This is a genomic window from Streptomyces sp. NPDC004111, assembly GCF_042874215.1.
GTDB lineage: Bacteria > Actinomycetota > Actinomycetes > Streptomycetales > Streptomycetaceae > Streptomyces.
In genome coordinates this window covers 418,425-435,817 of sequence record NZ_JBIAMU010000003.1, presented here as the reverse complement: position 1 = coordinate 435,817, position 17,393 = coordinate 418,425, and the positions used below count along the sequence as shown (strand labels likewise).

Genomic DNA, 17,393 nt, shown 5'->3' with positions numbered 1-17,393 from the left:
GGGGGTGTTCAGGAGGTCAGCAGACAGGCGTCCCACGCCGAGTGCGGTGCTGTGGCAGCGGACATGAGCCCCAGGGCCGCACCGGACGCCCCGTTGAGGAATCCAGGGCCGGCTTCCTCGTCCTGGAGGAGAGCGCGGGCGGCTTCCGCCGGGACGGCGTCCGGGCGGCACACGCCGGTCAGGAGGACGGGGAGCACCGTGCGCAGGCGCTCGGCAGTCTGGGGGTGGGCATCGTGCGCGGTCCGGGCGGCCACGTGGGCTAGTCCGGCGAAGCCATGGCAAAGGCCGTGGTCCGTGGTGGCCTCGATCTGTGCGGGATCGTGGAGCGCGCAGGCGAGTGTCTCTTCCGCCGTGGACTGTCGGCTGGTGTCGCCCAGGACGAGTGCGGCGAGCTGCTGGGCGCGGGCGAGTCCGGCGGTGCCGTAGCACCACGAAGGCCGCCGTGGAGAGGATGGCGCGAGCCGGTCGGTGCGCAGTTCGGCGCGGGTGACCCAGTACGGCCACACCGTGCCCTGACCGGATGGGTCCTGCCAGTGGTCCAGCCACGCCAGAATGGTGCGCAGCGCATCGTGGTGGCCGGCGACGAGGGCGCCCTTGCGGGCGGCCAGTGCGAGGACGGCGAGCACGCCGCCGATGCCGTGCGCCACGCCCAGGTTGCCGTGCCCGAGAGGGAAGTCGGGGTGCGGGCGGCCGGAGGGAGAGCCTGCCGTCCACCAGCCCGGCAGGTTCTCCCGCTGGTCGGTGAGTGGTTCGGTGAGGCGTACGCAGTATTCGAGGACGGCCCGCATGGCGGGGCTGCCAGGATCGCGGCGCAGGAGATGAGAGCCGTGTCCGGCGAGCCCACGAATGCAGTCGAACTCGGCAAGCGTCGGTAGGAGCTGGGCATCGAGACGGCGGTGTGCGGCGTCGATACGGCGCGTGACATCGGCGGTCATCTGGGTGTCGAGCTTGTCGAGGGCGCGTTGGTAGGGGCCCGGCAGGTGCTCGGCCGCGCATGCGACCGCGTGTGCGAGGGCGGGAGCACCGTAGAAGGGGTGGCTGTCCGGCCCGGTGGTGAGCGGCTGGGCCGTCGCAGCGGCCATCCAGTCGTGCACCCGCTGCCAGGGGCCGCGTCCGGACGCGGCCCGCTCGATGTGTAGCAGCGCGATGCCCAGCGGCCCGTACGCAAGCTGTTGCCGGTGCTCCGCCGTCGTATGCCGGGGTACAGCAGCCGCGTCGGGGGTGGCCAGGAGGTCGGCGATGGCATCGCTCACGGCGAGGGGGGCGATCATGGTGTCCTCCTGGTCCAGGCCAGCGCGGCGGCGCGGACCAGGTAGAGGCACAGGGCCTCCTCGTCGAAGTCCACACCCACGTGCCGTACGAAGTGCACATGGAGCAAGGACGAGAGGACGTCGTCGAGGGCGATTCCCTGGGTGTCCGGCCCCGGAAGGTGCGGCCGGTAGGCGGCGAGCGCCGTAGTGCGGTCGGCCCACGCCTCCACGACGGCCTGCCCGCCGGGCGCCGTCCGCAGGCCAGCCCAGCTCTGCGTCGGGTCGGCCAGCCGGACGGCCTCGGTGAACTGATCACGCGGGACCGCCGCCGGTGCAGTGCGCGGAATGTGGTCGATCAGCCAGCGCATGCCCGCCGCGGTGCTGCCGAGGAAGCCGGTCGCGATGGCGATCGTGTGGGCGACGACCAGTGTCCGCCGCTGGGGGCGCCGGACTTCGCCCAGCTGGGCGACGACGGCCCGGGAGTCCGCGCGGAACACGTCCTCCGCCGCATTCCAGGCGTCCCCGGAGCCCCACCGGCCCATCTCGCGGTACGACGTCGGAAACCGCAGGTCTGACAGCAGCCGGGCGTCGCGCAGCTTGTCAGCCCACACGCTCACCGTCCCCGCGGTCAGGGCGTAGGCGTCCGGGCCGGGGAGCGCGATACGCACGCGGAGGTGATGCGCGGGGTCACGGAAGCGCACGAACCACCACGGCGGGTCGCCGAGTTGGGCCAGGAGCGCGGGAAGATGGGCAAGGAGAGCGTCCTGTCGGCGGACATCCCCGTACAGCGTCGCCAGCAGCAACGGCGCCGTACCCGGACTCTGGATCTGCGCCGCGGAGAAGAGCCGAGCGGGCGAGGGGACGGGCAGCGGTGGCCAGGACGTGGGCCGCGTCGCTTTGAGAGGAACGATCACTTCGTGTGCTCGCCCCTCACACCATCCGTAGGCGTCTTGTGCGGGAGCTTCCACGAGCACGGCGACGGACGAGCCGACGAGGTGCTGCCGTAACAACGCGCGGTGACCGGCCCGGTCGAGGTCGAGGAGAAGACGCTGGTCCCCGTCCGTGAGGAAGACCTGCTGCGGCATCCGCCACCGTGCGCGCCACCGATCGAGTGTGGCGTCCCACGCGGCCAGGGGCCGGCCGGCTGCGGGCAGCTCGTCCGCCTTCAGCCGCCACCGCGCGGGGGCGAGCACCACTCGCCCGTACCGCAGCCGGGGAAGGAAGGGCATCGTGTTCGCGGCCCCCCAGTCGAACACGGTGACCTGCGCGCACTGGGCGCGGGACAGCTCGGTGAGGAAACGGGTCAGCGGCGGCGTGTGCTTCCTGAGATTCAGCGCGTGCATCCCCGTGGCCTCGACCCGGTGGCCCCGGCCCGGAGCCGCCAGGTACATCCGCCGGCCGTCGCACGCCACCGCGAGATCGTCGGGCCCCAGCACGTCGCTTCCGGGGGCGCGGTGTTCCTGCACGCTAATTACCAGCGGGAGAACCTGCGGGGTTCGTGTGATGTGTGCGCTTGACGGCAGGAGCGGAGGGAACGACAGCTGGGCGGGGACTGTGTCGGAGTCCGCCGTGGGCAGCTCAGCCATCGCAGCGGTCAGGGCCTCGCGCTGTGGGGTGTCCAGCACGCTCAGGAATCGGCCGATGGAGACCCCGACGCCCCGGGAGACGCTCGCTACTTCCAGCCGGTAGCAACCTCGCCGGAGTTCTGCCGTGCTGGCGGCCAGTATCCTGACCCCGACCTCCAGGTGCGGCGGCACCCGGGGAGGTTCGGGACCGATGTCCAGTGAGGCGATCAGCTCGTCCGTCAGAACCACCTCGTCGCAGCCATCGAGTGCGGCGGCCTGCGCCAGGCCCACCAAGACGTCGTCCCGCTCGGAGAGACGGCGCCGACGGGCATCCGGCGGGGTCCCGGGATAACCGTCGGGGAACCCGGTCCCGCTGTCGGAGACGGCATCCTTCAGCGGCACCAACGTGCCAATGCCGTACCGCTCGTAGAACGTCCGCTGGTACGCCTTCCACGCCTGCGTCCCATAGGGCGTCGCGCTGAGCCGGGTCAGAACCCCGGCGGCCCGTTCGACGTCGCGGGCGACGGTTTCAGGCAGCTCGACACCGGCGTCGAGCCGGAGGTCCAGGGCGAGGGGATGACGGCGGAGATCGGGGACGAGAGCACGCATGCGTTCGGTGACGCGGTCCCGGTTCGTGCGGTCGCCACAAGCGCGAAGCCCGGCGCGCACCGCGTCCAGCTCACACACCAGGTCTGCGGCCGGTGCCGGGAGGTCGGATCCCAGGTCGTCGAGCTGGCGCATCACGTGCGCGAACGCGTCCGTCTCCGTACTCGGCGCACGGAGATTCGTCAGCAGCACCTGGTGGTGGATCAAGCCCTGTGCCAGACGCCGGACCGCCTCGGGGCCTGCGTGAGGGAACTCTGTTGCGGTCTTGTCGAGGAGGGTCCCGACCTGAATCGGCGTGTGCGCCGCGTGCATCACCGCACGGACGGGATCGGTCATGCCGATGGAGGCTTCGACCGTACGCTCGTCGTTGCCCTGACGGTCGGACTGGTACGGCACGATGAGGCGGCCATCACGAGATGCCGTGGCGTTGCTGAGGACGACCACCAGGCGGTCCAGGATTTCGGGAATCGACTGCAGCCTGTTGATCACAGCCTCCGTCCATTCCGCCCCCGCACGGCAGATGACGGTGTGCTCCGTGCCCCAGTTCACGCGGGTATGCGGACCGAGAGACGCCGTGGTCACACCGGCGAACAGGCCGAAGGGCGTCGGCCGGTGTTCGGCACGGACCAGGTACCGGATGACAGAGGCCACCGCACGGCGTATGTCGCGCGACGTGGGAGCGTCGGCTGCGCACAGTGCCCGGACTTGGGTGGCGAGTACAGGGCTGGCGTATTCGAGTGACTCGGCCACGCTCTTCTCCGCCCATGTCTTCCGCAGCCAGGCACATCGGTCTTCGTGACCGCGCGCCGTCGAGTCTGCGAGGTCCGGGAAGGGAGGCAGAGTACGCGTCGGCCGGGAGACCGCACGGAGGAGCGCGGTCGCACAGGCGTGGTAAGGGGTGCTCGGGGCCATCACAACCTCCAGGCCGGTCGGGAGCCGGTGCCCCCAGGGGGGGCACCGGCCGAAATGACATGTGGCCTTTGCTCAGGCCACGTTGGTGGTGCAGGCGCCGCAGGTCGTGCCGCAGTTGTCGTCGGTGAGGTTCGTCAGACTGGCGATGTCTCCCACCTCCAGCAACGTCACGTCGAGCTCGAAGCTGACCAGGCTGGCGGCAGGCTGGTGCTGCGTGGTTCGCGGTTCGGAACGACCGTTCATGTCGATCTCCTGTCTTCTGGGGAATGTGGTGGGGGCTCGGGGCTCCCGCACCCGGCTGCAATTCGCAGCCTTGCAGTCGGATGCTGGAGTACCGTGCCTGCTCTTGTCGGCGGTTCTCTGGCCTGCTGCGCGGAGTTGGTGTTGAGCGCAGTCAGCGGGCTGGGGTGCCTTGGATGCGTAGGCCGCGCTGGGCGGGGTGGGTGAGCGCGTCAAGCGCTTGGGCGATCCGGCGGGCCTGGTCGGGGACGCAGTAGGTGGGCAGATGGTCCGGTGCGCAGAAGACCCATCGGGTGAGGTGGGGTTCGTGTCCGGGGAGGCCGGCGGGCAGCACGATGGCGGCGTCATCGGCGATCACGCCGCCTGTGAAGATCAGGTCGTACCCCTCGCCCTCGCCGGTGCCGGTGCCTGTGCGCGGGTCTGCGGGGACGTAGTCGACGAGGAGCAGGTCGCCGATCGTGAGATGGCTGAGGCCGGTCTCCGCCACGACCTGGCGGTATGCGGCCTGCTGCGGCTCCTCGCCAGGCTGGGCGCCGCCACCGACGAGCCGGTGCCCGTCCTCATCGGCAGGGTTGACAAGCAGCACTTCGCCGCCGGGATTGCGGATGAGGACGAAGCAACCGATGCGATGCCCCGGGCGGTGGCCGTCGGCTCCCGAAGTTTCGGTGATCTCCTTCTGGTGATGGCCCGGAGCGGCGCGGGCGGCGGGGGCGCGCTGTTCCGCCCGGTGCCGTGCGGTGTTGGTGTCGGCAGCCGGGACGCGCTGGGCTCCTTGCCGCACGAGCAGGGCGAGGGTGCCGAGGATCACGTCGAGCTGGAGACCGGCGGTGCGCCGGAGCGGCAGCAACTCCGGTTGCAGCACATCCTCAGCGGCGCCGAGCCACTTGCTGAACGTGGCTTCGGTCAGGGCACGCACCGCATCCAAGGGGCCCGTGCGGGAGGCGGGCAGAGACGCGAGCGTGCGCAGGAGCATCCCGCCGGCGCGCAGGGGGAGCAGGTAGGCCAGGTCCTGTCCGCTGCCGCTCTCGGGGTGCGCACGATAGGACTGAGCGGTGACACGCATCCCGCGCACCGAGTCGGCCAGAGCCGCGCTGAAGTTCGCGTCGGCAGGCAGGCTCGCTGCTTTTACGAGGCGGGTGAGCGTGGTGGCGGCCTCCTCCAGGCGGCTGGCGGCCTGGTCGGCGGGCAGGGCGTGCGGGCGGCTGCCCCACATGGGCACCTCAGAGACCAGTGCGTAGTGGGCCCCGAGGCTGTCGGCGTAGTGGATGCTGCTCGTGCCGGGCGGCTCGGGGGCGGGGATGACGAATGTTCCGTGGCCGGGGGAGGCATAGGCCAGGGCGTCGGACGGGTGGTCCTCGATGGGGATGTCGTGGTGGCTTGCTGCCCGAGCGAGCACGGGGACGAGGAGCGGGTCGTCCTGGGCGGCGAGGAGGAACGCGCCGCCCGATTCGGAGCCGTGCAATGACGCGAGCAGGTTGGGGCGCACGGTGTCGATGACCTGTGCGAGCGCGGCGGACTCGGGAAGGGGGGTGCTGCCCCCGGTGCGGGGCAGCATCCACTCGGGCTGGTCGGCGTTCGCGGGGCGGTAGAAGCCGCGGTGATACGAGCCGAGGCTGGGAGTGCTGCCGGTCCAGGTGTTGAGCCGGGCGCCGTCGGGGTCGAGGCAGGGCATAAGGTGCCAGGTCACCTGCGGGACGGCGTCCGGGCGCTGGTGCAGGAGGTGGGCGAGGGCGGCGACGGTACCGGCCCCGATGGGCTCGTTCGGGTGGGGCCCGGCGATGATGAGCGCGTGGATCGGGCCTCCGTGGATGGTCGTCAGGTGCAGCGGCTCGCCGTTCCGCGAGCGCCCCACCTGCTCCATTTCCCACGTCCCGGGGTGCAGGGTGGTCAGCCGGCTCAGCAGGCGCACGAGCTGGTCGACGGTCGGGGGGAGGTCTCCCACTGCCGTGAGTGCGGTGGACGTCCACGCGTCGAGCGTCGGTTGGTCGAAGGCGTGCGAGGTCATCGGCCTGCCCTCCCTGTGCCGGTGGGGCGCGGGCTGTGGCCGTCCGTGCAGCCGAGGTCGTCAAGTGTGCCGGTACTGACGTGGTCGGTGGGCGAATAGGGCTCTGCGGTGGTGGGCCGCCACAGGACGATCGGACTCCTGCCCCGGGGCTCCAGGGTGACCAGCAGGTACCCGCTCGTCCCACCCACACGGCCGATGTCCCAGGGGGTGCCAGCCAGGCAGGGGTACTGCCTCCGCACGATTTCCAGCGGCGGCAGGTCGGAGGTTGCCGGCGGGGCGGTGGATGCGGCCGGGGGTTGTGCCGTGGTGGCCGGCTGGCATCCGGCGGTGAGGGCGAGCCCGGTCACGGCGACGAGCAGGGTCGGCCAGTATCCGGCATGCGGTTGTCGGTGCTTGGGCGTCGTGTGCGGGACGGGGATCGGCATGAGTGCCTTCGGGTTGGGGGAGGAGGGTGTGACTGCGGTACGCGGCAGGGGCGCCATGCGAGCAGGAGGCAAGTCGTGTGGGGATTAGGGAGTGGTGGCCGTCGGGAGGAGTACGCAGCCCGGGAGCGGAGGGGTGGTCAGCAGGCGCCATTCGTAGAGCAGGCTCACCGCGTGCGCCTGGTTGTCGGCGGCGAGGATTCGGCGGCTGGCATGGGCCCGCATATTGACTGTTGAGTAGGGGAGCCCCGTGCGGTCCGCTGTCGCGGCCAGGCTCAGTCCGGCGGCCTGCAAATGCATGAGCTGGGCTTGCCCGTTGTTCAGAACGGGGGGCGCCCCGTCGGGTTGGTCCGGGATCGGTGCGAAGGCCAGCTGATAGGCGGCGTGGACCAGCGCTGGGCGGGAGGTGATGTTGAACTTTGCGCGCAGGCGGCCCAGATAGGCGTTGAGCGTTGCGATGGAGATCGGCAAGTGGTTGAGGATCAACGTGTTGGAGTAGCCCCGCGCGACCAGGTCCAGGACGTCGTACTCGCGCGGTGACAGATCAGGACGCGGGTGGGGCAGCTGTGCGGTGAGAGGGGCATCGGCCGCCGGGAGGGGCAGCGACTGGCACGGTGCGCAGACGAGGCAGTCCTCGGCAGGGCGGTGGCCCACTTCCTTGGGCGACGTCATGCCGCTGCGCTCCCCGCCAGTACGGTGCCGGAGACAGGTACAGCCAGCTGCGCGAGGCGTTGGTGCAGTGCCCGCTGGGCGGTGTCGGCGGGCGGCAGGCCGACGCTGGCGCGGCGGGAGTCCAGCAACTCCGGTGATCCCACCGGCAGGCGGGTCAGTTGGCCCTGCTCCAGGCGGTGCTGTGTGCCGTATACCTGCTGCTGGCCGGTGACGACGCGGTACCGGTCGTAGAGGTGGGCCCAGTGCGAGAGGAGTTCCGCGTCGAGGGAGGCGGCGGTGCCGAGGGCTTGGAGTGCCCGGTATTGCAGGTGTGGTGTGCGGTCGGCGTGCAGGGCGAGGCGCCAGGCGGCTGTTGCGCCGTCGGCGCCGACCAGGGGGCGGGTCGGCCATCCGTGCTCGGCCAGGATGCGGTCGAGGACCTGAGCGTCGGCCTGGTGCTGCAGCATGCCGTGGGCCTGCTCCTGGTCGGAGAGCTGCCCCAGGAGCCAGCGCTTGCGGAACCCTTCGTCGCTCTCGGCGCGTTCGACAAGGCTGCGTGCGAGGTCGGGGCGCAGTGGTCGGCCGGTCATGCGGTGCCCTCCTCGGGGGCGCCGCAGTTCAGCGCGGTCACCACGTCGCGTGCGGTGGGCACGGAGAGCGCCCCAAGGACGACGCGGGCATCTCCGCAGCCGCGGGGGCAGTAGGGCTCGAACTCCAGGACCGGGGCGTCGCGCCCGCGGGTCACGGTGCGAAACGCTGCGGTGAGCCGGTCGAGGAGAGGCTCGGCTTCGAAGTGCTCCCCGAGGTCTTCGGGCACGACGCCGTCGGGGAGGGGCGGTGCGCCCAGGAGAGTGGCCAGCCGATCGGCGGTGACCACCGGCATCGAGCCGGTGTGAATCTCCCCGTCGATGACTTGCGCGGTCGGGAACCTCGCCAGCTTGTGGAGTTCGGCGACCCGATCGAGTTCTGCCGCCACGTCGTATGCGGGACGCAGTGCCTGGTGCACGAGGTGCGTGAGGTTGGTCGCTTCCGTCAGGCTGAGGCTGTTGAGGGCAATCGGCTCCGCCGGGTCGCCGGTCGGCACGCCGAGGTCGAGGAGGGACTTCAGGCCGGCGGCGTCCAGCTCCCGGCGCAGCGCAGCGGTGATGCCGGCGCGTTCCTGCCGGGCCTCGGGCGACGTGAGGCGGAGGTCGGTCATGTCCGTGTTTCCTTCTGCGGAGGCGGAGGCGGAGGCGGAGGCGGGGGCGGGGGAGTGCTGGGCGGTGTCGCGGTGTTCCTGCGCCAGGGCGCCGTACACGTCGTCGAGTGCCTCGTGGACACGCAGGTCCCGGTATCCGTAGGGCAGTCCGGTGTTCCAGGTGCAGGCCCACTGCCAGAAGTCGGAACCCGACGCGGTGGCGAACAGCAGTTGCGCGGCGGCTCTGATCTCGCCCAGCGACAGCAGTTGGGCCTGGTAGCCCGCCGTCCACAGCTCCACCTGCGCCTGGTGGTGTAGCAGCTGTGCCTGCCGGTCGGGGGCCACCCCCTGCAGCGGAGTCCAGCCGACGCGCAGTTCGGGGCGCTCGATCTGGGCGGCGAGCAGTTGCTGGCGGTGCGCCGCGAAGGCGAGTACCGCGTGCGCACGCTGCTGGCGTGTGTGGAGGCGCAGAGTGTGCACGGTGGCGGCGCCCAGGGCGAGGGCCAGCAGACGGCCTCGGATGTGCCGGATCATGCCCTGCTCCGGGTGGTCGTGTGCCACGACTCGTACTGGTCGGCATGGAGGTGGTCGATCATGGTGTGGGCCTCGGCGACGGCGGCATTGTCGTGGTGGGTGCGGCCTTGGCGCAGGGTGTGCAGTGCGTCCAGGGCCGCCGAACGGCGCATTGACTGGTGCTCGGCCCGGGAGAAGCCGCGGCCGTAGCCGTGACGGAAGGAATCGTCGAGGTCAGGGTGGCCGCGCAGGATCCGGTACCCGAGCCGGGCGAAGTCGGTTCGGCGCCGCGGCGCCGTACCGGTCTCTTCGAAATCGATGATCCGCAGACGCGAGCTGTCGTCGTCCCAGAGCCAGTTGTGGGGAAGCCAGTCACCGTGCGTGGTGATCGGTGGCAGTGGTGGTGGCCCCTCGGCGAGCAGCTTGTCCAGCATGAGTGCGGATTCGATCGGCAGAGTCGTCAGGAGCGGTGTCACTTGGGCAACCTCGTCCTGCCAGGTCACGCCCCCGGGCCCGGGAACAGGGGCGGCGAGGGCATGCAGCTTCGCCAGCAGTTCACCCGCCTGCCGGAAGACCTCCAGCTGTTCGTCGGCGTCGAGCCTGAGGCCGGAAACGAGGCTGCCGGGGATACGGGTGAGCACCAGAGTCCGGGACTCCTCGCACGTGGTGACAAGATCCGGCGTCCGGTCCTCGCCCAGCGCACGCGTGACGTGCTGGTAGGCGGCGACCTCCCGCTGGTAAGCGGTCGTGGTCGCATGCTGTTTCACGATCAGTCGCACCGTGACCGTGGCAGGCTCAAGCTCCCAGAGCCGGTTGCGGGCCGGGTCTGGCCAGGAGTGCTCCGCGACGATCCGGCACACCCCGGCCGCACGGGTCACCGCCGACCAGACCTCCACCGGCATCGTGTTCATGTGGCCCTCCCCGCAGGGACGGGACCGGTATTGGCCCAGCGGAACGGAGCGCCGTCACCGGCTGGGCAGGCGGGCGGGAGCAGGAGAGTGCGGCCGTCGCTCATACGGACCAGGGAGTCGTGGAGGACGCCGTGGCTCCACCCCCGGGCGACAAGGTGGGGCCGGGTGGCGCTCAGGGTGGCCTGGCGCAGCTCTTTGATCCGGAGCGTGATGGTGCTGACGCTGCGGTCGAGGACGCGGCTGAGACGCTCGTTGGTGGCGCCGCCGGCCAGCTGCCGCCACAGCTCCAGATCCTCCCGGCCGAGGTCGAGGCTGAACTCGGCCAAGTCGGGACGGGGCAGGAGTTCGGCGAGGAAGCATACGTGGATGGCCGCCTCCAGGTTGGGCACCCGCAGGCGCCTGAGGCACTCGGCGGCATGGACGTACAGCGTGTTGGGAGTGCACCGCAGCCGGGCGGCGGCGCTGGTCACGGTGTGCCCGCCGGCACGCAAGGAGAGCAGCTCCAGGTGGACGGAATCGAGAAGCGCCGGTGCGTGGGCACGGCCCCGCACGTCTGCTCTGCTGGCCTGGGCGGTCATGGTGACTCCTTGATCACGTGCATGGTCGACAGGGGGCTGTAGGGGTGTTGAGGGCCGTCCCGCGGTGCGGGTGTGGGCCACCGCACGGCGGGACGGCCGGACGAGGGGGCTACGGGCGGCAGGCATGCTTGCGTCGCTCCGCGGCGAAGGCGGTTTATGCGTTCGCCCCGCGGGCTTTACGTGGTGCTGGCCTGGGGGCGTACGCCGAAGAGGCGCTTACGTACAGCACCCGTTGGGACGTGAGGGGGCTGCTCGTGAGATAGCCCTCGTGGCGGGCCCACGAGCATCCGAGGAGAGCCACCGGGATGCTGACCTCCTCCTGGACGGCGAGATCTGCTACCGAGATCGGGTCGCCGGGACGGTAGGTGCCGTCAGCCACCCCGGTCCGCAGGAGCTGGGCAACATGGGCGACCGGGCTCGGCGCAGCGGGTGTGATGGCCACGCACGGGCGCTTCCCGCCGCGGGCCCGCACGATCAGTCCCTCGGCCCGGAGCCGGTTCAGCGCCTCGCTGAGGGACTGCGTGCCAACGCCGAGGTCCGCAGCGAGGGAGCGCAGCAACGGCAGGGCCGTACCCGGCTTGTACCTGCCGGACGCGATCCGAGCCCGGAGGGTGGCAGTCGCCGTGCCGACCTTGGTACGGGAGTCCGTGGCGCTCACGCTGCCATCTCCGTGGGCCGGTGCGGGGCGATGATCTGCCCGTTGGGCAGCAGCTCGCCGGTGTCCTCGAAGAGCAGGACACCGTTGCACAGCAGGCTCCAGCCCTGCTCCGGGTGCTGGGCCATCTGGAAGGCGGCCTCCCGGTCGGAGGACTCGGCGGACGGGCAGAGAGGCTGATGCTGGCACATGGGACACGTCCTGGGAGAAGTCGAAGGAACGGGCAGGGTCAGACGGGGGCCAGGTGGCCTCCGGGGGAGTACTCCTGCGCGCCGGAGGCCGGAGGGCAGCCGTCGCGCAGGTGGGCTAGGCGTTGGAGTTCGAGGCTGATGAGCCGGATGCAGCCGGTGCAGGCGTACAGGTCGGCCGAGGCGTGCGGTGGGTCGCGGGGGCCGGCGGCGATCTCCACCCGGCCCACCGAGACGGCGGGGCTACCGGGCACGGGGTGTCCGCCGCACCACAGCCAGCACCGTCCCTGCTGACCGTAGGTTTCGACGTGCGCGGCGGTGCGGTGCACGCGCTCCAGGCACGGTGCGCAGACGTACAGCGATGCCATCCAGCCGTGGTCCTTCACCACGCCGACGTACTGCACCTCGACGAGCTGTCGCGGGCACCACAGGGCGCACACCGCCCACACCCGCACCCCCGCACTCATAGGTAGCCCCATCGGGGCCGCACCTTTCGTGCGGGTACACAAGCTGGTGCGGTCAGCGGCAGGCGTGTGAGGAGACCGCGTCCCGAGGCGACCAGCCCTTCCTCCGCCAGCCGTTGGGCGGCCAGGCTGACCGTGCTGGGCGAGACCCCGATCCGAGCGGCGAGCTGCCGCTGCGACGGCAGTCGGTCGCCGGGAGCGATCCGGGCGAGGCGCCGGCGCAGGTCGGCTTCCACGAGGTCGGTACAGGAAGGGCTGGGAGGCAGCGCCTTGCCTGTCGTGGCGACAATCAGAGTCTCTGCCCTGGACGCCAGAAGCAGCACCGACGCGCGGGCCCGCCGGCTGAGCGGGCGCACCAGGTCGTAGCGGGCTGCTACCACCTGGCGCCCCAGGCGCTCGCGGGCGGACCAGTCGTCGGATGCGGCCCGCACCGCGGTCGCCCAGGAGATGAGTGCCGTGATGTCCCGGCGCAGGACCGCCTGGTCCTGGCGGCACTGCCCGCCGGTCGGTGACCGGCGCCGGCGGACCAGGTACAGCCCCAGCACGATCGCGTGCAGATCGAATGCGGTCACGGTAAGTCCTCCTGCACGCTGTCGGCAGAGGTGTCGGGCTCGGGGAGTTCCGGGTCGCCGGAGGTGAGGGAGGACTGCGGGTGCATCAGCAGCATCGCCATCGCCACCAGCAGGAAGATGCCGATCCCCAGGACCCAGCCCGAGCCGCCGGAGAGCGTCTCGGTCATCGCCCAGCCCTCTGCGAAGCCCGCACCTGGGCGAGAACGGCACCAGATCTCCCCGCCACGATCATGCGGTTGGACGCGGGGGCGACGTTGGGCCTGGCGGACGGGCCGTATATCCGTAGCCCCTCGGTCAGCGACGCGCACACCCGCTGGCCGTCCGTCAGCCCGAGCGGAGCAGGATCGGTGTCCGACCACGGCACGTTGTCCCAGCGGACCCCGGCCGTCGGAGGCAGCAGCACGCAGGCCCCGGCGCCGGACGCGACTTCCACCCCAGGCAAGTCGCCGAGTGGCACACCCGTGCCGGGCGCCACCAACATCACCACCTGGTCCGCCGCGAGGAGGCTGGGCACAAGCAGGTCGCGCCGGTCCAGACGAAGCAGCGCATCCCGGCCGGCCGCACGCGGCACCGAGACGGCGTCGAAGGCCGTGCACTCCGTGTGCACCAGTGCGGCTTTGTCATCAGCGAGTTCCCGGGCGGTGTGCTCGGTGGCGGCGTGGCCGTTCACGGAGAGGGGCCAGCGCAGGACCGTCGCATAGGCGTGCACCAGACTCGCGTGGTCATGGGTGGTGGGGGGCCAGACGGCGGTGGTCCTCATCGTGTCCTCCAGGAGGAGTGGCGAGCGGAGCGGTCGGTGCGCGGTAGGGGGCGAGGGAGACAGGGAGTACCGGCGGTGCACTCTCCGTGACCGGTACTTCGATCCTGACGAGTCGTCGGGCGCATCTCCAGTCCCAACCCGCCCCCGGAAGGCGGGGGAGGTGCGAGGCGGATCCCCGGACCTTCTTCGGGTCTTCCTCGGAACGCCTTCGGAATGGGCAAGTACCCTCTGCGCAGGGCACATTGAGGGTGTTGGCGTTCTACCGTCGGAGGAACGGACGCACTGGCCACAGGGCACACGGGAGGCGCGATGCGCACGTTGTTGCGGCACCTGCTCGACACCAGCGGGCGCTCGGACTACGCCGCGTTTTTGCCCGACTTCAAGAAGGCGGCCCGGGAACGCGCAGCGATCGAGGAGAACCCGTCGCTGTGCAGCCTCGTGCCCGCCCTGTCGACCTGGGAGGGCTGGTACTACGGGCAGCGCCAGCCGCAGAAAGACGCCCGCCGGGTACTCACGCACATGCTCGGTTACAGCATCGAGGAACTCTGGAGCCCAGCTCCCGAAGGAACTCCATCTCCCGCCCCGGCCGGCGCGTCCGCCGACCTCCGCGCCGACAAGGGCGCGGAGCACCACGAGATGAGAAGGACGGCAGCCATGGCCGCACGACGCGCAGCAGACTTCGCCCTGGGGGCAGAACGGGGCCAGATCGGGCCCGAGACCCTCGGGCTCCTGACCGACACCGTCGCCGACATCGTTGACCAGTACCCCAAAGTGCCGCTCGCCGAGATCTGGGACAACATCGCGGAAGCCCAGGACGACACCTTCCGCCTTATCGAAGGCGGCCGGGCACGCCCCTCCCAGACCCGCGACCTCCACTTCCTGGCCACGGTCCTGTCCGTCCACATGGCCAAGGCCAGCCACGACATGGGCGACGAGAAGTCGGCCATGGTCCAGGCCCGCGCCGCCGGTGTCTGCGCCCAGCAGGCCGAACACGGCGGGCTGATCGCGCTTACCTACGGCCTCAAGTCCCTGATCACCTACTGGTCGGGCAAGGGCACCCAAGCCCTGCACTACGCCCGCCAGGGGGCCGCCGAGCAGCCCGATCTGCGAGGCACCGTCGGCGTCTGGCTCGCCGGCCTCGAAGCACGGGCGGCGGCACTCCTTGGCGACGAGCAGGCAGCCACCACCGCCCTCCACCGGGCGCAGAGCCTGCGGGAACGGGTCACTCCCGACGACCTCGACGCCTACGGCGGCCTGCTGACCTTCCCCCAGCCCAAGCACCTGTACTACGACACCGAAGCCCGCGTGCTGCTCGGCCGCGGCGACAGCGAAACGAACACGCTCGCCGAGCAGGCAGTGGATGCTTTCGCTGATCCCAGCGCCCCGCACTGGGCCTTCGGCGACCAGGCCGGCGCGCGCTGCAACCTCGCACTCATCCGGCTGCACGGCGGGGAAATCGACGGTGCGGCCGAAGCACTGCGCCCCGTCCTGGACCTGCAGACCGGACTGCGCAACCGCGGCATTATCGTCTCCGCGGAACGCGTGGGCCAGGCCCTGCTTCATGGCCCCGCCCGCGACGCGACCCTCGCACGCGACCTCCACGAAGAGATCGAGGCGTACGGGCCCACCCGCCCCGCACTCCCGCGCTAAGCGGCTGCGGCGGCCCCGGTAGAGTCCGCTTCCATGTACCCGGTCAGCCGCCGCAGCCAGCGCCTGGAGCTTCGCGAACTCGCCGTCGACGATGTGGATGCCGTCCACGCGATCTATGGAAGCGAAGTCGCCACCGAGCACCTCTCGTTCACACCCCGAACCCGCGACCAGGTCCACGACATCGTGACGCGCTCGATCGCCTCCGCCACCATGCAGCCGCGCACTGAGTACGCACTCGCGGTCGTTGAACGCGGCGCGGGCGAACTGGTCGGCTTCGGGCGCTTGGCCATGGACCCGCACCAAACAAGCGCCGCCACCATGGGCTTTGCCCTCCGCAGCAGCCGCTGGGGCAAGGGATACGGACTGGAAAGCGTCCAGCTCCTGCTCGGCCTCGGCTTCGAGGAACTCGACCTCCACCGCATCTGGGGTGCGCGCTCCCCGTACAACGCGGCCTCGGCCCAGACCATGCACAAGGCAGGAATGGTCGAGGAAGGCCGCATCCGCGAACACATTTCCAAGGCCGGCCAGTGGCGTGACTCCATCGTGCACTCCATGCTGGAGCGCGAGTGGCGCGGCACCCACTAGGACTTGTCCGGTCGATCATGGCTGTGGACAGTCGGGCATGATGCCCGGGTGAGTCGAGTTGGCCCGCCGCATTCAGTTCAGTGAGCAGGATGCGGTGCAGCCGGTCGAAGACGCCAGCCTGCTGCCACCGCTCCAGTCGCCGACAGCAAGTCTGCCCGGAGCCGAACCCCAGCTCCAGCGAGAGGAGTTGCCAGGCGATGTCCTGGTGCAGGACGAACAGGATGCCCTGCAGGCACCGACGATCGTCCACCGGCTTCGGAACCGGCGACCGCTTGGGCCAAGGCGGCAGCAGCGGCTCGATCAGTGCCCACAAGTCGTCGTCCACAATCCACGGTCGAGTGCCCACACCCTCCCGAACGGCCGAATCATCACACCGGTCACGGCTGTGACGCTGCATCCTCGCCAAGGTCCCGGTACGAGCTCTACGGGCCGACAGATGCCGTCGGCTCATAGACGGTGAGGGCGAGACGGCCGCCGCCCCGGGCCGCAGCAACGTTGACCAGGATCTCGCTGCCCTCGTCGAAGTGAAGGGTGAAGACAGGATCGGCCTGCATCAAGAGATCGAAGACCTCCTGTTGGTCTGCCGACAGCGGGCCATCGAGAATCGCTTCGCACGTCCAGTCGCTGCCGGCAGCACAGGCCGTGACCCGCACGTCGAACCCTCCCAGAATCGTCGAGCGATTGGCCCACCACTCAAGCCGCGCACGACCCTCATAGGTATCCATCCCCCCCAGTATCGCGGGGAGCTGGATGGTCACACGCAGTGGTCCATCACCAACATCGGCAAGATCGTGTTACGAGCTCTAAGGGTTTTCCCGTGCCAGCCTGTCAGGGACGAGTAATTGTCAAGAGCTGTGGATCCGTGGGCGGGACGAGGGCGAGGTGCACTCGTGCTGTCGTGGTTTCATCGATGGTTCGGTGAGTGCCGAACCGTCCGGGCGGTAGCGTGTCGAGTCCTGTGCGGGAGATGCCCGCGCTGGTAAACGCCGGAGGCGACCCGATGTCCGAGACGGATCTGAAGCAGCAGCTCGCCGAGCGATTCCGCGAAGTCAACGGCGACCATCCGATGACCGGTACCGATGACGCATACGTCAGCGCGCAGTTCGTTGCCCTGGAGGTACTGTGCGCACATCATGGCCGCGATGCCGATGCGGTCCGCCGGCTGATGCTGGGGCAGTATCTGCCGCTTCCGGGATATCTGCGCTCCGACGGTGCCGAGATGGTGCCGGCCGACCTGTTCGCTCTCGCCGACGAAGCCGGCGGCGTAGAGCTGCTCGAAGCGTGGTTCACCGCTCACTGGGCCGACCCGATCACCGGGAAGGCGGAGTGGAATGCGTATCTCAGCGGACAGTACGTGTGCTTGCACTCGGTGACCCCGGCCGCCATTCAGCGCAAGGATTACCTGACGACCGCGATCAGCGCTGCGGCGAACGAGCCGGATGCCGGTTCAGCACGGTGGTCTGAGTGTTTGCACGCGCTGGTCGATGAACTCGACACGCTGGAACCGGCGTTCACGGCCTACGACCGTCTTCGGTTCGGCGGACCCACGTCCCGGGAAACCTGCATCGACGCCCCGCGCACCCGCTTCCCGCGTCCGTGACCCGGATCCATGGGTAGCGTTCTGCGGATCGGTTGCGATCGCTCATGCCGCGCGGGCTTTGGGACGACGAGATGGCCGCGTTCAAAGCG

General features: G+C 70.4%; 20 protein-coding genes and 1 pseudogene. 3 read left to right on the top strand and 18 right to left on the bottom strand.

The window, feature by feature from the left end:
* Positions 1–8: 8 nt before the first annotated feature.
* The 16 genes from ACFYVL_RS08870 to ACFYVL_RS08795 form a co-directional block, all read right to left on the bottom strand.
* Positions 9–1,271, bottom strand: coding sequence for a lanthionine synthetase C family protein (locus ACFYVL_RS08870; RefSeq protein WP_389242251.1), 1,263 nt, complete (start codon positions 1,269–1,271; stop codon positions 9–11).
* Positions 1,268–4,333: a lantibiotic dehydratase gene (locus ACFYVL_RS08865; RefSeq protein ID WP_389242249.1), complete on the bottom strand. Its 3,066-nt coding sequence runs from the start codon at positions 4,331–4,333 to the stop codon at positions 1,268–1,270. The genes ACFYVL_RS08870 and ACFYVL_RS08865 overlap by 4 nt, the downstream gene beginning before the upstream one ends.
* 72 nt (positions 4,334–4,405) lie before the next feature.
* A complete protein-coding gene (locus ACFYVL_RS08860) occupies positions 4,406–4,576 on the bottom strand; it encodes an FxLD family lanthipeptide (protein WP_389242247.1) in 171 nt (56 codons plus the stop codon).
* Positions 4,577–4,727: 151 nt separating this feature from the next.
* A complete protein-coding gene (locus tag ACFYVL_RS08855) occupies positions 4,728–6,578 on the bottom strand; it encodes an NUDIX domain-containing protein (protein ID WP_389242245.1) in 1,851 nt (616 codons plus the stop codon).
* A complete protein-coding gene (locus ACFYVL_RS08850) occupies positions 6,575–7,003 on the bottom strand; it encodes a hypothetical protein (protein WP_389242243.1) in 429 nt (142 codons plus the stop codon). The genes ACFYVL_RS08855 and ACFYVL_RS08850 overlap by 4 nt, the downstream gene beginning before the upstream one ends.
* A gap of 84 nt (positions 7,004–7,087) precedes the next feature.
* Positions 7,088–7,672 carry a response regulator transcription factor gene (locus tag ACFYVL_RS08845; RefSeq protein WP_389242241.1) on the bottom strand — a complete coding sequence of 195 codons (585 nt, stop codon included), beginning with the start codon at positions 7,670–7,672 and terminating at the stop codon, positions 7,088–7,090.
* A complete protein-coding gene (locus tag ACFYVL_RS08840; protein ID WP_389242239.1) occupies positions 7,669–8,241 on the bottom strand; it encodes a DUF6624 domain-containing protein in 573 nt (190 codons plus the stop codon). Before ACFYVL_RS08840 ends, ACFYVL_RS08845 begins: the two co-directional genes overlap by 4 nt.
* Positions 8,238–9,389 (bottom strand): DUF6082 family protein, encoded by a 1,152-nt coding sequence (locus tag ACFYVL_RS08835; RefSeq protein WP_389242237.1) that lies wholly within the window; start codon positions 9,387–9,389, stop codon positions 8,238–8,240. The genes ACFYVL_RS08840 and ACFYVL_RS08835 overlap by 4 nt, the downstream gene beginning before the upstream one ends.
* Positions 9,359–10,252, bottom strand: a complete 894-nt coding sequence (locus tag ACFYVL_RS08830) for an aminoglycoside phosphotransferase family protein (RefSeq protein WP_389242235.1) — start codon at positions 10,250–10,252, stop codon at positions 9,359–9,361. The genes ACFYVL_RS08835 and ACFYVL_RS08830 overlap by 31 nt, the downstream gene beginning before the upstream one ends.
* Positions 10,249–10,830 carry a hypothetical protein gene (locus ACFYVL_RS08825; RefSeq protein ID WP_389242233.1) on the bottom strand — a complete coding sequence of 194 codons (582 nt, stop codon included), beginning with the start codon at positions 10,828–10,830 and terminating at the stop codon, positions 10,249–10,251. The genes ACFYVL_RS08830 and ACFYVL_RS08825 overlap by 4 nt, the downstream gene beginning before the upstream one ends.
* Positions 10,831–10,984: 154 nt before the next feature.
* Positions 10,985–11,488, bottom strand: coding sequence for a winged helix-turn-helix domain-containing protein (locus ACFYVL_RS08820; RefSeq protein ID WP_389242231.1), 504 nt, complete (start codon positions 11,486–11,488; stop codon positions 10,985–10,987).
* A complete protein-coding gene (locus ACFYVL_RS08815) occupies positions 11,485–11,676 on the bottom strand; it encodes a DUF5999 family protein (RefSeq protein ID WP_389242229.1) in 192 nt (63 codons plus the stop codon). Before ACFYVL_RS08815 ends, ACFYVL_RS08820 begins: the two co-directional genes overlap by 4 nt.
* 38 nt (positions 11,677–11,714) lie before the next feature.
* Entirely contained in the window at positions 11,715–12,152 is a 438-nt protein-coding gene (locus ACFYVL_RS08810) for a hypothetical protein (protein ID WP_389242227.1), read from the bottom strand.
* A complete protein-coding gene (locus ACFYVL_RS08805; protein ID WP_389242225.1) occupies positions 12,137–12,709 on the bottom strand; it encodes a GntR family transcriptional regulator in 573 nt (190 codons plus the stop codon). The genes ACFYVL_RS08810 and ACFYVL_RS08805 overlap by 16 nt, the downstream gene beginning before the upstream one ends.
* The gene (locus ACFYVL_RS08800) at positions 12,706–12,876 is read right to left on the bottom strand and encodes a hypothetical protein (protein ID WP_389242223.1); all 171 of its coding nucleotides are present in this window, start codon (positions 12,874–12,876) and stop codon (positions 12,706–12,708) included. Before ACFYVL_RS08800 ends, ACFYVL_RS08805 begins: the two co-directional genes overlap by 4 nt.
* Entirely contained in the window at positions 12,873–13,469 is a 597-nt protein-coding gene (locus ACFYVL_RS08795; RefSeq protein ID WP_389242221.1) for a hypothetical protein, read from the bottom strand. The genes ACFYVL_RS08800 and ACFYVL_RS08795 overlap by 4 nt, the downstream gene beginning before the upstream one ends.
* A gap of 309 nt (positions 13,470–13,778) precedes the next feature.
* Between ACFYVL_RS08795 and ACFYVL_RS08790 the strand changes: the two genes are divergently transcribed.
* Both ACFYVL_RS08790 and ACFYVL_RS08785 read left to right on the top strand, forming a co-directional pair.
* Complete coding sequence (locus ACFYVL_RS08790) at positions 13,779–15,119, top strand: hypothetical protein (protein ID WP_389242219.1); 1,341 nt, start codon at positions 13,779–13,781, stop codon at positions 15,117–15,119.
* 33 nt (positions 15,120–15,152) lie between these two features.
* A complete protein-coding gene (locus ACFYVL_RS08785; protein ID WP_389242217.1) occupies positions 15,153–15,704 on the top strand; it encodes a GNAT family N-acetyltransferase in 552 nt (183 codons plus the stop codon).
* A 106-nt stretch (positions 15,705–15,810) separates the two neighbouring features.
* On the opposite strand, the pseudogene ACFYVL_RS08780 reads toward ACFYVL_RS08785, so the two are convergent.
* Together ACFYVL_RS08780 and ACFYVL_RS08775 are read right to left on the bottom strand one after the other, a co-directional pair.
* Positions 15,811–16,101: pseudogene (locus ACFYVL_RS08780) on the bottom strand (transposase); the annotation flags it as partial.
* A gap of 25 nt (positions 16,102–16,126) precedes the next feature.
* Complete coding sequence (locus ACFYVL_RS08775) at positions 16,127–16,429, bottom strand: hypothetical protein (RefSeq protein ID WP_389242215.1); 303 nt, start codon at positions 16,427–16,429, stop codon at positions 16,127–16,129.
* A gap of 275 nt (positions 16,430–16,704) precedes the next feature.
* Between ACFYVL_RS08775 and ACFYVL_RS08770 the strand changes: the two genes are divergently transcribed.
* Positions 16,705–17,304, top strand: coding sequence for a DUF6058 family natural product biosynthesis protein (locus tag ACFYVL_RS08770; RefSeq protein WP_389242569.1), 600 nt, complete (start codon positions 16,705–16,707; stop codon positions 17,302–17,304).
* Positions 17,305–17,393 lie beyond the last annotated feature (89 nt).

Excerpts from the sequence above, each read along its gene's own strand:
- ACFYVL_RS08870 (WP_389242251.1), bottom strand. The coding sequence starts at position 1,271 with ATGATCGCCCCCCTCGCCGTGAGCGATGCCATCGCCGACCTCCTGGCC.
- ACFYVL_RS08865 (WP_389242249.1), bottom strand. The coding sequence starts at position 4,333 with ATGGCCCCGAGCACCCCTTACCACGCCTGTGCGACCGCGCTCCTCCGT.
- ACFYVL_RS08860 (WP_389242247.1), bottom strand. The coding sequence starts at position 4,576 with ATGAACGGTCGTTCCGAACCGCGAACCACGCAGCACCAGCCTGCCGCC.
- ACFYVL_RS08855 (WP_389242245.1), bottom strand. The coding sequence starts at position 6,578 with ATGACCTCGCACGCCTTCGACCAACCGACGCTCGACGCGTGGACGTCC.
- ACFYVL_RS08850 (WP_389242243.1), bottom strand. The coding sequence starts at position 7,003 with ATGCCGATCCCCGTCCCGCACACGACGCCCAAGCACCGACAACCGCAT.
- ACFYVL_RS08845 (WP_389242241.1), bottom strand. The coding sequence starts at position 7,672 with ATGACGTCGCCCAAGGAAGTGGGCCACCGCCCTGCCGAGGACTGCCTC.
- ACFYVL_RS08840 (WP_389242239.1), bottom strand. The coding sequence starts at position 8,241 with ATGACCGGCCGACCACTGCGCCCCGACCTCGCACGCAGCCTTGTCGAA.
- ACFYVL_RS08830 (WP_389242235.1), bottom strand. The coding sequence starts at position 10,252 with ATGAACACGATGCCGGTGGAGGTCTGGTCGGCGGTGACCCGTGCGGCC.
- ACFYVL_RS08825 (WP_389242233.1), bottom strand. The coding sequence starts at position 10,830 with ATGACCGCCCAGGCCAGCAGAGCAGACGTGCGGGGCCGTGCCCACGCA.
- ACFYVL_RS08815 (WP_389242229.1), bottom strand. The coding sequence starts at position 11,676 with ATGTGCCAGCATCAGCCTCTCTGCCCGTCCGCCGAGTCCTCCGACCGG.
- ACFYVL_RS08810 (WP_389242227.1), bottom strand. The coding sequence starts at position 12,152 with ATGGGGCTACCTATGAGTGCGGGGGTGCGGGTGTGGGCGGTGTGCGCC.
- ACFYVL_RS08800 (WP_389242223.1), bottom strand. The coding sequence starts at position 12,876 with ATGACCGAGACGCTCTCCGGCGGCTCGGGCTGGGTCCTGGGGATCGGC.
- ACFYVL_RS08795 (WP_389242221.1), bottom strand. The coding sequence starts at position 13,469 with ATGAGGACCACCGCCGTCTGGCCCCCCACCACCCATGACCACGCGAGT.
- ACFYVL_RS08790 (WP_389242219.1), top strand. The coding sequence starts at position 13,779 with ATGCGCACGTTGTTGCGGCACCTGCTCGACACCAGCGGGCGCTCGGAC.
- ACFYVL_RS08785 (WP_389242217.1), top strand. The coding sequence starts at position 15,153 with ATGTACCCGGTCAGCCGCCGCAGCCAGCGCCTGGAGCTTCGCGAACTC.
- ACFYVL_RS08775 (WP_389242215.1), bottom strand. The coding sequence starts at position 16,429 with ATGGATACCTATGAGGGTCGTGCGCGGCTTGAGTGGTGGGCCAATCGC.
- ACFYVL_RS08770 (WP_389242569.1), top strand. The coding sequence starts at position 16,705 with ATGTCCGAGACGGATCTGAAGCAGCAGCTCGCCGAGCGATTCCGCGAA.